The sequence below is a fragment of the Achromobacter sp. MYb9 genome (assembly GCF_002975275.1).
Taxonomy (GTDB): Bacteria; Pseudomonadota; Gammaproteobacteria; order Burkholderiales; family Burkholderiaceae_B; genus Achromobacter.
The window spans coordinates 1-14,562 of sequence record NZ_PCOQ01000015.1; the positions used below are offsets into that span (position 1 = coordinate 1).

At 66.2% G+C, this 14,562-nt stretch carries 6 protein-coding genes; 1 reads left to right on the plus strand and 5 read right to left on the minus strand.

Translation table 11 applies throughout. From position 1 onward, the window contains the following. The first annotated feature begins 93 nt into the window (after positions 1-93). Complete coding sequence (locus CQ050_RS19930; RefSeq protein WP_233214178.1) at positions 94-7,389, plus strand: amino acid adenylation domain-containing protein; 7,296 nt, start codon at positions 94-96, stop codon at positions 7,387-7,389. 79 nt (positions 7,390-7,468) lie between these two features. Here CQ050_RS19930 and CQ050_RS19935 read toward each other — a convergent pair whose 3' ends face one another. From CQ050_RS19935 to CQ050_RS19955, 5 genes are all read right to left on the minus strand, one after another. Next, on the minus strand, positions 7,469-8,431 hold the full coding sequence (locus tag CQ050_RS19935; RefSeq protein WP_105558563.1) for an alpha/beta hydrolase: 963 nt from the start codon (positions 8,429-8,431) through the stop codon (positions 7,469-7,471). Then, positions 8,431-10,578: a TonB-dependent siderophore receptor gene (locus tag CQ050_RS19940; protein ID WP_105558564.1), complete on the minus strand. Its 2,148-nt coding sequence runs from the start codon at positions 10,576-10,578 to the stop codon at positions 8,431-8,433. The genes CQ050_RS19935 and CQ050_RS19940 overlap by 1 nt, the downstream gene beginning before the upstream one ends. A gap of 42 nt (positions 10,579-10,620) precedes the next feature. Further along, entirely contained in the window at positions 10,621-12,063 is a 1,443-nt protein-coding gene (locus CQ050_RS19945; RefSeq protein ID WP_105558565.1) for a diaminobutyrate--2-oxoglutarate transaminase, read from the minus strand. Positions 12,064-12,132: 69 nt separating this feature from the next. Next, positions 12,133-13,455, minus strand: a complete 1,323-nt coding sequence (locus tag CQ050_RS19950) for a lysine N(6)-hydroxylase/L-ornithine N(5)-oxygenase family protein (protein WP_105558566.1) — start codon at positions 13,453-13,455, stop codon at positions 12,133-12,135. 8 nt (positions 13,456-13,463) lie between these two features. Beyond that, entirely contained in the window at positions 13,464-14,489 is a 1,026-nt protein-coding gene (locus tag CQ050_RS19955; RefSeq protein ID WP_105558567.1) for a GNAT family N-acetyltransferase, read from the minus strand. Between the last annotated feature and the right edge of the window lie 73 nt (positions 14,490-14,562).

Sequence of the window (14,562 nt, forward strand, 5' to 3'; positions counted from 1 at the left end):
CGTCATGATCCCACCCGCATCCAAGCGCTTGCTCAACAGTACGAAGCGGCCTTGCACGCACTGGTGGCGCATTGCATCAGCGGTGTCCATGGCGTGACGCCATCGGACTTCCCATTGGCGCGCCTGACTGGGGAAGACCTGCGCACGCTGGAGATTCCTGCGCCGGCAAACCAATGGCAGGACCTGTACCCGGTGACGCCGATGCAGGCGGGTATGCTGTTTCACAGCGTGTGGGATGCGGCATCGGGCGACGATCAAGCCCCGGCGTACGTGAACCAACTGCGCGTGGACATCGACGGGCTGGACGTGGAGCGCTTCCGGGCGGCGTGGGCGTCGGCGCTGGCGCGTCACGACGTGTTGCGTACCGGTTTCTTGCAACGTGCGGGCGCACCGCTACAGTGGGTGGCGCGCGACGTGGCGCTGCCGTATACGGTGATCGATGCACGCCCGGCGCAGGCAGCGGCTTTGCGCGCCAGGCTCGACGCTATCGCACAGGACGACCTCACGCGCGGTTTCGACCTGAGCCTGCCGCCGCTGCTGCACCTGACGCTGGCGCGCATCTCGGACACGGCCTATCACTTGGTATGGACGCATCACCATTTGCTGCTGGACGGTTGGAGCGTGTCGCAGTTGCTGGGTGAAGTGCTGCGTGCGTACGCGGGGCAAGCCGTGCCGCGCGGCGCAGGCCGTTATCGCGACTTTCTGGCGTGGTTGGGCACGCGTGACGCCGTCGCGACCCAACGCTATTGGGAGCAGGCGCTACGCGAGCTGGACGCGCCCACACTGCTTGCTGCCGCGTCGGGCGGTGCGGCCCACGGTACGGGCCATGCTGATGTGCTGGCCTCTTGGGATGCGGCGCGCAGTCAGGAGCTGGCGGCCTATGCGCGGCGCGAGCGCGTCACGGTCAACACCGTGGTGCAAGCGGCATGGGCGCTGGTGCTGGGGCAAGCGACGGGGCAGGGCACGGTGGCGTTTGGCGCGACAACCTCGGGGCGGCCCGACAGCCTGCCGGGCGCGCAACAAACGTTGGGCTTGTATATCAATACGCTGCCGGTCGTCGTGCCGACGACGGCAGCCGCCACGGTGGGCGATTGGCTGCGGACGCTTCAGGCGCAGAACGTTGCGTCGCGCGAGGTGGAACACACGCCGCTGGCCGACGTGCAGCGTTGGGCCGGGGCCAACGGCCAGGCGCTGTTCGATACCTTGCTGGTGTTCGAGAACTATCCGGTCGACGCCGCCTTACAAGCCGGCGCGCCTGCCGGCCTGCGATTTGACGGTTTGACGCATCGCGATCAGGCCAGCTACGCGCTGTCGCTGGTGGTGGCGATCCGCGACACGCTGGAACTGCGCTTGACTTACGACCAGGCGCAATTGACCCGGTCCACCATTGATCGCCTGGCCGAGCGCATGAGCCTGGCCTTGCACCAACTAATGCAAGCACCGGCCGAACCCGTCGCAGGCGTGCGAATTCTGCCGGCAGACGAGCTGCGCTTGCTGTCCCAATGGGAAAGCGGCGCGCCACTGGCCGACGAAGTGACGGCGGATTTTGGCGCCTTGCCGGTGCATCGCCAGTTTGAAACGCAAGCGCGTCTTTGGCCGGATCGTGTGGCGGTGACGTGCCTTGATGCGTCGCTGACGTATAGCGAACTGGACCGCCGCGCGAACCAATTTGCGCATCGCTTGCAGCGCATGGGCGTACGTGCGGAACAGTGTGTAGGGATTGCCGCTGAGCGATCGCCGGAACTGGTTGTAGGTTTGCTGGCGGTGTTGAAGGCGGGCGCGGCCTACGTGCCGTTGGACCCGGACTATCCGGATGATCGTCTGGCATACATGCTGCAAGACAGCGGCGTGTCGTTGCTGTTGACGCAAGCTGGCTTGGCGGCGCGATTCGAACAACTGTCCTCGTTGACATCGCTACTGGCCTTGGACGAGATGGACGTTTCGTCCGAGCCGGTCACGCCGCCCGACGTTTCGCATCACCCCGAGAATCTGGCCTACGTTATCTACACCTCGGGCTCCACCGGCAAACCCAAGGGCGCGGCCAACCGGCACGTTGCGCTGACCAATCGCTTGGCGTGGATGCAGCAGGCCTATGGTCTGACAGCGGACGATGTGGTGCTGCAAAAGACCCCGTTCAGCTTTGATGTATCGGTGTGGGAATTCTTCTGGCCCTTGATGACCGGCGCGCGGCTGGCGTTGGCAGGTCCGGGCGACCATCGCGATCCGGCGCGTCTTTCTGCGCTGATACGCGAACAAGGCGTCACGACGCTGCATTTTGTCCCCTCGATGCTGCATGCCTTCATCAGCCATGCCGAACAAGCGGGCGCCGAATCATGCGCGACCCTGCGCCGCATCGTGTGCAGCGGCGAAGCGCTGGGCGCGGACTTGCAGGCGCGCTGCCTGGCGTTGTTGCCGCAGGCTGGGATGTACAACCTGTACGGCCCGACGGAAGCGGCGATCGACGTCACGCACTGGACGTGCGTGGACGATGGCGGCGGCGTGGTGCCGATCGGCTATCCCATCGCGGGCATTCGTACGCGGGTACTGGACGCGCAGCTGAACCCTGTGCCCATCGGTGTACCGGGTGAGCTGTATCTGGGCGGGGTGGGATTGGCGCGCGGGTATCTGAACCGCCCTGGCCTGACCGCCGACCGCTTCATCGCCGACCCGGACGGGCAGGGCGGCAGGCTGTATCGCACGGGCGACTTGGTGCGCTGGATGCAGGATGGGCAGTTGGAGTATCTGGGCCGGCTGGATCACCAGGTGAAGATCCGTGGCCTGCGGATCGAATTGGGTGAAATCGAGGCCGCTCTCTTGTCACAGCCGGATGTGGAACAGGCGGCGGTGCTGGCGCAGGATGGCCCATCGGGCGCAAGGCTGGTCGCGTATGTCGCACCCGCCACAGTGGATACCACCGCACTGCGAAGTGCATTGTCGGCAGTGTTACCCGACTACATGGTGCCCGCCGCCTTCGTCCCGCTCAACAGCCTGCCTGTCAACGCCAACGGCAAGCTGGACCGCAAGGCCTTGCCCAAGGCGGAGTTCGCCGCCAGCCAAGGCTACGCGTCGCCTGAAGGCGAGGTGGAATCCGCCCTTGCCGCCATCTGGTCGCAAGTGCTGGGTGCGGCGCAGGTAGGCCGTCACGACAATTTCTTTGAACTGGGCGGCGACTCGATCCTAAGCCTGCAAATCGTGGCGCGCTTGCGCCAGGCAGGGTGGCAGATCACGCCGCGCCAAGTGTTCGAACGGCAGACGGTGGCCGATCTGGCTGCCGTAGCGGCGCCGTTGCAGGACGTTCTGCCGCACAACGCGGCGCGTTACCGGACCGCGCAGTCACTAGCCGACTACCCGGATGCGTCGCCGCTTGCCGAGCTGGATTGGAATGCTGCCGACGTCGAAGACGTGTACCCGCTGTCGCCCACACAGGAAGGGATGTTGTTCCATACGCTGGAGGCGCCGGGCACGGGGCTCTATGTCAACCAGTTGAGCGTGCGTATCGACGGTGTGGACGGTGACCGGTTGGCCGACGCATGGCGGGCCATGGTGGCGCGCCACCCGGTGCTGCGCACGGCCTTCCTGTGGCGCGCGGGCATGAAGCGCCCGTTGCAGGCGGTGCTGAAAGCGGCGCACCCCGACATCATCCGTGAAGATTGGCGCGACCCGGTAGCCGCCGGTGATGCCGACGCCTATGCGGCCGCCGAACTGGCGCGCCAGATGGACTTTGCGCAGGCGCGCTTGGCGCGGGTGGTATTGATCCAGCTGGGGCCAGACGGCTATCAGCTGATATGGACCTATCACCATCTGCTGCTGGATGGCTGGAGCGCGTCGCGCTTGATCGGTGAATGGCTGCGGACCTACGGCGGCGAGCCGCTGCCGGCGGCGGGCCCAGGCTATGGCGACTATGCCCGTTGGCTTGGCGAGCAAGACCGCGCCGGCAGCGAGCGCTTCTGGAAGACCGAGTTGGCCGCGCTTGATGGCCCGACGCTGCTGGCGCAGGCGGCAGAAAGTATCGTCGCGCCCGATGCGCGCGTCGACACCGGAGACGGCGCCGCGAAAGCCCCGTACGCAAAGATCTACACCCGCCTGGACGCCACCGCCACGCAGGCGCTGCGCGCCTTGGCGCAAGCGCAGCGCGTCACGTTGAACACCGTTATCCAGGCAGCGTGGGGCGTCGTGTTGCAGCGCTATACGCAACAAGACACGGTGGTGTTCGGCGCAACCGTTGCCGGCCGTCCCACCACGCTGGCGGGCGTCGAAGATATTCTGGGCCTCTTCATCAACACGCTGCCCGTGCCCGTCAGCCGGAACCCCGCGCAATCGGTGTCCGCGTATCTACAGGCCTTGCAGCAGACAAATCTGCGCTTGCGCGAACAGGAGCATGCCGCGTTGTCGGATATCCAGCGCTGGGCGGGGTCGTCGGGCCGCCCCTTGTTCGACAGCATCGTGGTGTTCGAGAACTACCCGGTTGACGAGACCCTCAAGCGCAATGAACGCTATGGCCTGCGCTTCGGCGCGGTGGCGGGGTCTGGGCTGACGGGTTACGTCATGGACTTGCAGGTCGTGGCTAATCAGGAATTAGAGATCGAGTATTGCTACGCGCGCGCCATGCTTGGCGATGCGATGGCGGAGGGTCTACGCGCACAACTGGAACACGTGCTGGCGCAAATGCAGGCGGCGCCATCGCGTCCGGTGGGAGAGCTGACCTGGTTGGACGCCGCCCAGCAAACGGCCTTGGACCAGTGGTCCGTAGACCCGGACCAACCCGTTGTTGATGCGGGCGGGCACGGCTTTGTGCACGAGCAGATTCGCGCACATGCGCTGGCCCGCGGGCAGGCATGCGCGCTGGCGCTGGGCGAGGCGCGCATGAGCTATGCGGAATTGGACTTGCGCGCCAACCGTCTCGCCCAGCGCCTGGTCCGCCTTGGCGTGCGGCCGGAATCGCGGGTGGGCGTGGCGATGCCGCGGTCACTGGATACCGTGGTGGCCTTTCTGGCTGTGCTCAAGGCAGGCGGCGCGTATGTGCCGTTGGACCTGGAGCACCCGGCGGAACGGCTGGCCTATGTGATCGATGACAGCGGCATGTCGCTGGTGATCACGGGCGCCGAGCCCCCGGGCCATCTGCCGCGCCGCGCGGGCGTGCAGACGCTGGCCTACGAGCCGGCCGCCGTGGCGGACGAACCGCCGCTAGCCCCCAGCGTGGCGCTGTCGCCCGACAACATGGCATACGTCATCTACACATCGGGGTCAACGGGCAAGCCCAAGGGCGTGGCCGTCACGCACGGCCCGCTAGCCATGCATTGCCGGGCGACGGCGCGCATCTACGGCCTGACGCCCCATTCGCACGAGCTGCTATTCATGTCGTTCTCGTTCGATGGCGCGCATGAACGCTGGCTGACCGCGCTGACCACGGGTGCCGAGCTGGCGGTGCGCGGCCCCGACTTGTGGACGGCCGAGCAGGCGCTGGACGCGCTGCGGCGGCACCAGACAACTCATGCCGCCTTTCCGCCGGCGTATCTGAACCAGATGGCGGAGTGGGCGGCCGTGCAGGGCGATGCGCCGCCGGTCGATTTGTACGTGTTCGGCGGCGAAGCCATGCCGCGCGCGGCTTATGAGCGTGTGCGCCTGAATCTGCGCCCCAACTGGCTGATCAATGGCTATGGCCCCACGGAAACCGTGGTGACGCCCTTGATCTGGAAGACGCCCGCCAACGCAAGTTTCGACTGCGCCTACGCGCCGATCGGCAAGCCCGTGGGTGCGCGCGCCGTCTACGTGCTGGATGGCGATCTGCATCACGTGCCTGTCGGCCACCTTGGCGAGCTCTACATCGGCGGCTACGGCGTGGCGCGGGGCTATCTGGGCCGGCCAGAGCTGACGGCGGATCGTTATGTGGCGAACCCGTTTGGCGAACCCGGCACGCGCATGTACCGCAGCGGCGACATCGTGCGCTGGATGGGCGACGGCAATATCGAATACGCGGGACGCGGCGATCATCAGGTGAAAATCCGCGGCTTCCGTATCGAGCTGGGCGAAATCGAAGCGCGCATCCTGGCGTTGGACAGCGTGGCGGAGGCCGCGGTGCTGGTCCACGAAGACGCGGGCGGCAAAAAGCTGGCGGCCTATGTTGTGCCGGCGGCGGGCGAGGGCGCTGGCCTGGCGGCCGAGCTGCGTAGCCAGTTGGCCGCGCAGCTTCCCGACTACATGGTGCCGGCGTCGTTCACCGTGCTGACTGCGCTGCCGCGCTTGATCAGCGGCAAGCTGGACCGCGCCGCCTTGCCCGCGCCGCAGGCGGGCATGCAACGCGACTTCGTAGCGCCCTCGACCGAGCCGGCGCGCGTGCTGGCGGGAATCTGGCAGGACGTGCTGGGCGTGGACCGTGTGGGCCAGACCGACAACTTCTTCGAGCTGGGCGGCGATTCACTGCTTAGCCTGAAGGTGCTGGCGCGGGTGCGGGCGTTGCGCCATCCCGAGCTGAGCTTCACGCTGCGCGACCTGATGCAGCGGCCCACCATCGGCCAACTGCTGCGCTTGCATGCCGCCGAACCGGCCACGCTGTCCTTGCCCACACCGCTGAATGGCGGGCAGGGCGCGGGCGCGCCATTGTTCTGCGTCCATGCCGGCATGGGGACCTTGTTCGACTATCAACCGTTGGCCCGGCGCCTGAACGGCGTGCGGCCAGTCTATGGACTGCCGTGCCGCATGCTGGACGATCCGGCGCATCGCGATGTGTCACTGGAACGCATGGCAGACGATTACTGCGCGCAGATTCAGGCATTGCAGGACCAGGGGCCGTATCACCTGGCGGGCTGGTCCCTGGGCGGCACGCTGGCCGCGTTGATCGCCGCGCGCCTGGAAGCGCAGGGCCAACAGGTGGCGTATGTGGGGCTGATCGATCCCTATGTGCCGGGTATCGACACCGGCCCGTTGCGGGATTGGCGCGACGACCTGCGCCACTTCACGGCGGTGGTCGCGCCCGGCGCGCAGGTTTCGCCCGAAAGCCTCGTAGGGCCTGCCGCCGGCCATCCCGCCGAGCCGATCTCGTTGGCGTCCGTCCAGGCGCGTCTTGAGCAATATTTGGCCAAGGCGGACACCTTGCAAGGCTATGCGGGCATGGGCGCGGCCGAACTGGCGCGCATCTTCCTGGTGGCGCGCGCATTGCAGGCCTTGTCGTTGCAGACGGCGACGGTGGACGCGGTGCGGACGCCGGCGCGCTGCTGGTGGACGCTGGCACGCGACGTCGTGCAACGGCAGACACTGGCCGCGCAGTTGGGCCAAGCGGCGCTCGATAGCCTGGACATCGACACCGATCACTACGGCATCATCCGCGATGCGCGCATGCTGGATCAGATGCTGGCTCATCTGTCGGCGTTGGACATGGCCGTCGCGGCATGAAGAAAGGGGTCACGGCCGTTGTGGCGGCCGTGACCCCTTTGGGGATGGTGTATCCAGAACGCCGGGACGTTTCGCGCGATCAGGCGCCGACGACCGCCTGCTTGAAGGCGGCAGCCAGCGCGCGGGCCAGATCCGCGCGCAGGACGGCCGTTTGTTCAACGATGTTCCCCAGCCGTGCGAAGTCATGCACCATGCCCGGATAGATATCCAGGCACGTCGGAACGCCCGCCTGTTGCAGTCGGCGCGCGTACGCCGTGCCTTCGTCGACCAGCAGGTCGCATTCGGCCAACGCAATATGGGCGGGCGCCACGCCGCGCAGGTCCGGATGCGCCAGCGGCGCAAAGCGCCAATCGTCTGCATCTTCGGGGCGGCTCAGGGTGTTCGCGACCATCCAGTCCAGCGTCGCGGCCTCAAGCAGGTGGCCGGTGGCATAGCGCTGTTTGGAAGGGAAATCATTGCTGGCGCTGGTGCACGGATACAAAAGCAGCTGCAACAGCGGCGCGACGCCGCCCGCGTCGCGTGCATGCAGGCTCAACGCGGCGGCGAGCGAGCCGCCGACACTGTCTCCGCCCACGGCAAGGCGGCCGGGCCGCCACCCTAGCGGCGCATCAGGCGCCAGCAGCCACGTCCAGGCATCCAGCGCGTCCAGGTAGGCGGTCGGAAAGCGGTGCTCTGGCGCGCGCCGGTAATCCAGCGCCAGTATCGCGCAGGGCGTCAGCGCCGCCAGATCCCGGCACAGGGAATCGTGGGATTCCAGGCCGCCCAGGCAATAACCGCCGCCATGCAAGAACAGCAGAAGCGGCAAGTCGGAGCCGCCCGCCGCGCCGGGCCGGTACAGGCGCGCGGGCAGGCGGGCGCCATCCCGGGCGGGCACCGCCAGGTCTTGCGCCAGGACGCGCAGGTCGCCCGGCGCGTCCAGCATCGGCGTGGCCGCGTCATAGTCCGCGCGCGCCTGCGCGATGCCGACCTCGTGCATGGGCGGGTTGCCGGCCGCCGCCACCAGGTCCAGAAAGGCGGCCAACTCGGGATGCGGCGCGCCCATCACCAGCGGTACGCCACCGAGGCGATCACCGTGCGTTCCAGGCCGTAGCGGCAGTTCACCGTGTTGTTGCGGCAGACCACCGTTTCCTTGTTGAACAGGTTTGTCGCGTCGACGGCGAAGCGCCAGTTGCGCAGTTGGTAGTGCAGGCCGGCATCGACCATGAACGACGAGCTGTTCTCGATGGTGTTGGCGACATCGGCGTAAGTCTTGCCCAGGTAGCGCACGCCGACGCCCATGCCCAGCCCTTGCAGCACGGTGTCGGGCAGCGTGTAGTTGACCCAGGCGGACGCCATGTGGCGCGGCGTGACGATGGGCGTGTTGCCCACTTCAGCCGGGTTGTTGCTCTTGTTCACCTTCACGTCATTCAAGGTATAGGACGCCAGCACATCCAGCCCGCGCATCAGATTGGCCTTGCCTTCCAATTCGATGCCGCGCGACTCGATCTCGCCCGTCTGCACGCTGAAGTTCGTGTTACGCGGGTCGGGCGTGAGCGCATTGCGTTGCGTCAGGTCGAACACCGACAGCGCGACCAGGCTGTTCGAGCCCGGCGGCTGGTACTTGATGCCGAATTCGTACTGCTCGCCCTTGGTAGGTTTGAACGGCGTGCTGTCCATGCTGACACCGCTTTGCGGCAGGAACGAAGTGGAATAGCTCACGTACGGCGTGATGCCCGAGTCGAACAGGTAAGCCAGCCCCATGCGCCCGGTGAAGGCGGTGTCTTCCTGACGCACGGTGTTGTCCGTCAACCGGTTATTGCTGGAGCTGCGCGCCCAATCCTGGCGCGCGCCCAGCGTGACCACAACCTTGTCCACCTTGATCTGGTCCTGCAGATACACGCCCAGCTGACGGTTCACGTCCTTCTGGTCGATGATGGTGTTGGCGGCGGACGGGTAGGGGATGTTCTGGTCGTAGACCGGATTGTTCAGGTCCAGGTTCGGCGCCAGGCCCTGGCGATACCACTGCTGGCCGTCCTGGAACTTGTAGTCCAGGCCCGCCAGAACCGTGTGCGAGACACGGCCTAGATTGAATTTGTATTCGGCCTGGGTGTCGATGACGACGCCATCCATGCTTTCCTTGGACACCAGGGCATAGCGGCTGACGGTGTGGCCGTCGGGCAGCAGGCGCAGGGTGTAGAGATCGCGCTGGTCCAGCTTGCCGTGCTGGTAGCGGGCGTTCTGCCGCAGCGTCAGCGCGTCGTTGACACGGTGTTCAAGCAGGTAGCCGATGGCGTATTGCTTGCGGTCGTACTTGTTGAAACCGTAGTCGCCCACCGGTACGTGCGTGGGGTAGACGGGGCGGGATTCTCCATCGGTCTGGTCGTGCTGGTAGCTCGTCAGCAGCGTGAAGGTGGTGTCCGAATTCGGCCGCCACGTGAATGCCGGGGCGATGTAGCCCAGATCATCGGGGTAGCGATGATCGCTGTCGTACTTCACCTGGGTGCCGCCGTCGCGAAGGATGCCCGTCAGGCGGTACAGGTACTTGCCTTCGTCATCGATGGGGCCGCCGAAGTCGACCATGGCCTGGCGCCGGTCGAAGTTGCCGCCCTGCAGCACGATTTCGCCGAAGGTCTCGGCGGTGGGGCGCTTGGTGACGCGGTTGACCAGTCCGCCCGGGGCGACCTGGCCGTACAGCACCGACGACGGGCCACGGATGACTTCCACGCGTTCCAGCGCGTACGGGTCGGTGCGGGCGCGGATCTGGTCATAGGGCAGTTGGCTGAGGCCGTCGCGGTAATCGCCCGTGATCTTGGCGTCAAAGCCGCGCAGCACGATCCAGTCATTGCGAACCTCGGCGCCGCCGAAGTTGCTGATCTGTACGCCGGGCACATACTGAATTGCTTGCGACACCGTCTGCACGCCACGGTCCAGCATCTCTTGTGCGCCCACCACCGAGACGGACTGCGGAATCTCCCGCAGCGCGGTCGGCGTCTTGCTGCCCGTCAGCGTTTCTTTTGCCACATACCCATTGACGGGGCCGGTGGCGGCATCCAGCGCGTCGGCCCGGACGTTGATGGCGGGGAGAGTGGGTGTGGTGCTGTCGGAAGCCTGTTGCGCCTGGGCCGGCGCGCCGATGGCCAGCCCTAGCAGCAGGGGATAGGGCAGTTGGCGGAGCGCGCGCGCACGCGACGTGATGCGAGGTGTTTTCATGGTCTTCTGTGCAATGTCGGGCTCGACGAGGAGTCCGTTGTTTTAGGTTTGACTGCGGTTGGTACGAAGGGCCGCTTCCCCTTGGGTATGCAGCGCGGCCCTTAGGGAAGCGGCAAAAATCTCAAAGACACGATCGATCTGGCGCGCGGTGATGACAAGCGGCGGCAGAAAGCGGACGACGCTGCCGTGGCGACCGCCCAGTTCGATAATCAGGCCGCGGCGCAGGCACTCGGCCTGCACGGCGCTGGCCAATCCCGGCGCGGCAGGTTGGGGCATGCCGGCGGGAAGCGAAGGCTCCACCAGTTCCACGCCCAGCATCAGGCCACGGCCGCGCACATCCCCCAGTTCGGGGTGGTCGCGCTGTAATTGCAGAAGCAGGCCGGTCAGCCGTTCGCCCATGGCGTGCGCGTGATCGGCCAGGCCTTCCGAGCGCAGCACGTTCATGGTGGCCGACCCGGCCGCCATGGCCAGCTGGTTGCCGCGGAAGGTGCCGGCGTGCGTGCCGCTTTCCCACTGATCCAGACTGTCGCGGTAGACCACCACCGACATCGGCAACCCGCCGCCGATGGCCTTGGATAGCACCACCACGTCCGGTTCGATGTCGGCGTGTTCGAAGGCGAACATGCGGCCGGTGCGGCCGAAGCCGGACTGGACCTCGTCCAGGATCATGGGCACGTTGGCCGCGCGCGTCAGCTCACGCAGGCCTTGCAGCCATTCCAGCGGCGCGGGGATGACGCCGCCTTCGCCCTGGACAGCTTCCAAAATCATGCCGGCCGCAAGGGGCACACCGCCTTCCGGGTCGTTCAGGACGGTGCTGATGTACCGCAGCCCGGCTTGCACGCCGGCGCCGCCCCGCAGCCCGAAGGGGCAGCGGTACTGGTAGGCGTAGGGCAGGAATTGCACGCCGGCCAGCGGCGACCGCAGCGACTGCTTGGGCCGCACGTTGCCCATCAATTGCAGCGCGCCTTGCGTCATGCCGTGATACGCACCCTGGAACGCAAGGATGTCCGCGCGGCCGGTTGCGGTCTTGACCAGCTTGAGGGCGGCTTCGATCGCGTCGGCGCCCGTCGGACCGCAGAACTGGATCTTGGCGTTGCGCGAGAAGTTCGCGGGCAGCAGGTCGAACAAGTCCCGCATGAAGCGGTCTTTCACGGGCGTGGTCAGGTCCAGCGTCAACAACGGCAGGTCCGAGTTCAGGGCCGCGCCGATCGCTTCGGTTACCGCTGGGTGGTTATGTCCCAGCGCCAGCGAACCGGCGCCGGCCAAGCAATCAATGAACACACGGCCTTCAATGTCTTCGACGTAAATGCCCTTGGCCCGCTTGAGCGCCAGCGGGATGCGCCGGGGATAGCTGCGCGCATTGGACTCACGCTGCTCCTGGTATTGCAGCAACGTGTTTCCCCCCAACGTGTAGGGGGCCGCAAGCGCATCGTGCTGACGCGCCAGATCCTGATCCGCCTGCGCGGCGTTGGGGAAGTAAGCCATGGTGTTACGCCTTCAAAAAGGTCCGCGCGCAACGGGCGTGAACCGGTGAATGGGCAAGACGAAGCCGGGTCAGCTCGCCAGCGCGGCGGGACGTTCCCGTTGCGGCCTTTCCACTGCGTCGCCCGGGTTGCCCGCGCGCAGGGCGTTGCCGATTTCCTGCGAACGGATGGCCAGGATGGACAGCAGGCTGTCGCTGATGCCGTGCGTGGTTTCGCTGCCGCCTTGCACATAGATGGCGGGCTTTAACCGGGCGTCGGCGCGCAAGCGGTAGTGGCGGTCGATGGCGTGGTCTTCCAGGTAGGGAGCCAGCGGCGCCAGCAGTTGTTTGTGGTGGTCGCGGACGTAGCCTGTCGCCAGAATCACCGCGTCATACCTGACGACTTCGCTGCGGTGCGTATCGCGGTCGAACAACGTCAGCGCAACGCCTTGATCGTCACCATCCGCGCCATCCACGACTTCCACGGCATCGACCTGGCAGCGGCGGCGCAGCTGATGGCGCGCCTGGCGGGTCACCTGTTGTTGGTAGAACACGTTGTAGATGCGTTCGATCAATTCGACGTCCGGCGCCGAATAGTTCGTATGCCAAGCCTCTGACAGCAACCCCGCGCGTTCGGCAGGCGGCCTGCTGTAGATGTAGTCGGTGTGCTCGGCGTTGAAGATCTCGTTCATGTAAGGGCTGTCGTCGGACGGGCGCAGCGCCCGCCCGCGCATCAGCAGATCGACCTGGGGCCGGTCCGGGTGCTCGTGCAGGTTCATGAAGATTTCAGCGGCGCTCTGGCCCGCGCCCAGCACTGCGATCCGGCGCGGACGCGTGATCTTGCCGATGGCCGACAGATACGAGCTGGTGTGAAAAATGCGCGGCTCGTCGCGCCAGGCCAGGAACGGTTCGGGAACGTTGGCCTTGCCGCCCACGCTCACGACCAGGTTGCGCGCCAGGCGTTCGCGGACCCGGCCTTGGGCGTCGCGTGAGCGCACGCGCAGCAGCGGCACCGTGTCGCCGACGGCTTCGGGCGCCACTTCGAACACGTCTTCGCCATAGGCGCAGCGGTCCGAGAAATGACCGGCCGCCCACGCCAGGTAGTCGTTGAATTCATGGCGGCTAGGGAAGAACGTCTTCAGGTTGATGAACTGCTGTAACCGGCCCTGGCTGTGCAGGTAGTTCAGGAACGTGAACGGACTAGCCGGGTTGCGCAGCGTGACCAGGTCCTTCAAGAACGAGATCTGCATGTGCGTGCCGTCCAGCATCATGTGCGGATGCCAGGCAAAGCACGGCTGTTTCTCAAGGAACAGCGGCAACAGGCCCGAATCGCCGCCATAGCGTTCTTCCAGGGCGATGGCCAGGGCGATGTTGGACGGGCCGAAGCCAATGCCGATCAGATCGTGTACTTGCATGGACACCTTCACTGCGTCAGGGATTGGGCGGGGACGCGGCGTGAGTCATGCGCCTCGGGCTGCGCCAGCTTGCTGCCGTCCGGCGCGCGCGGCAGCCAGAACCGTTCGCCGAAGAATCGTTCACGCGACAACGTGCCCAGCATGGCGCGCTTGTGCGGAAAGTCGAATTCCTTTTCCAGCGCGTAACCGCTGCGGGCCAGGTTGCGGATCATCTTGACGTTGTCGGCGCGCGGTTCGATGACCAGGCGTTGGGTGCGCACATCGTCCAGCAGCAGGTAGTGCGAAATCGACGGCAGCCAGGCGGGCACGAAGGCAGGGCCGCGGCACGAAGGTTCGCCGATCAGCACGTGCCAGCCACGGTCGAAGTCTGCCGCGTTGCAGAAGGGGGCAATACGGTCTTCGCGCGCCCAATAGGTTTCGAAATAGCCGAATGGCACGTTGTCCAGGCAGCCGATGAGCGCGAGCGTGTGCGGGTCGTCGGCCTGCTTGCGCAGATAGGCACGGTGCTTGTCCAGGTCGCCTTCCTCTTGCCAGAACTCGGCGACGACGGGGTCGTTCATCCAGCGGTTTAGCCGCACCGCGTCCAGTTCTTCCGTCGCCACCCGAAACGACAAGGTGGCTGACAGCCAGGGGATGGCCCGGCGGTAAACCACACCCGTCGGCTTCGGGGGACGGCGAGGGTGACGGCGTTCGCCCGTCATCACATAGTCCAGCGGATACGCGGGCGCTGCGCCTCGCGGCAGCCATGACGCGGCAAGCTGCCAGAACATGCTGGCCTGCACCGTCTGCGCGCCGTGCGCGTCCGGCACCAGCAGGCCAGCCTCTTGCAGGGCGCGGGCTTGCGGCAGCGGGGCGCGCAGCGTCAGGTGCGTGGCTGCGGGCAGTTGGGAGAACGCCGATTCGATGGCAGCCATCAGTTCGTTCGCGTCAGGATCGCCTGCGCACGGGCCCAGCCATTCAAGACGCGGCGGTTGCGCGTCCGCGCTGAGATTCCACCGGGCGATTGCCGCGGCGCGTTCATGGTTTTGAGTCATCGGCACGAACCTTCGTCGGAATGATTGGCCGCAGGCGCTTGCCTTGCGATCCATGCTCTTATTTCTAGACGAA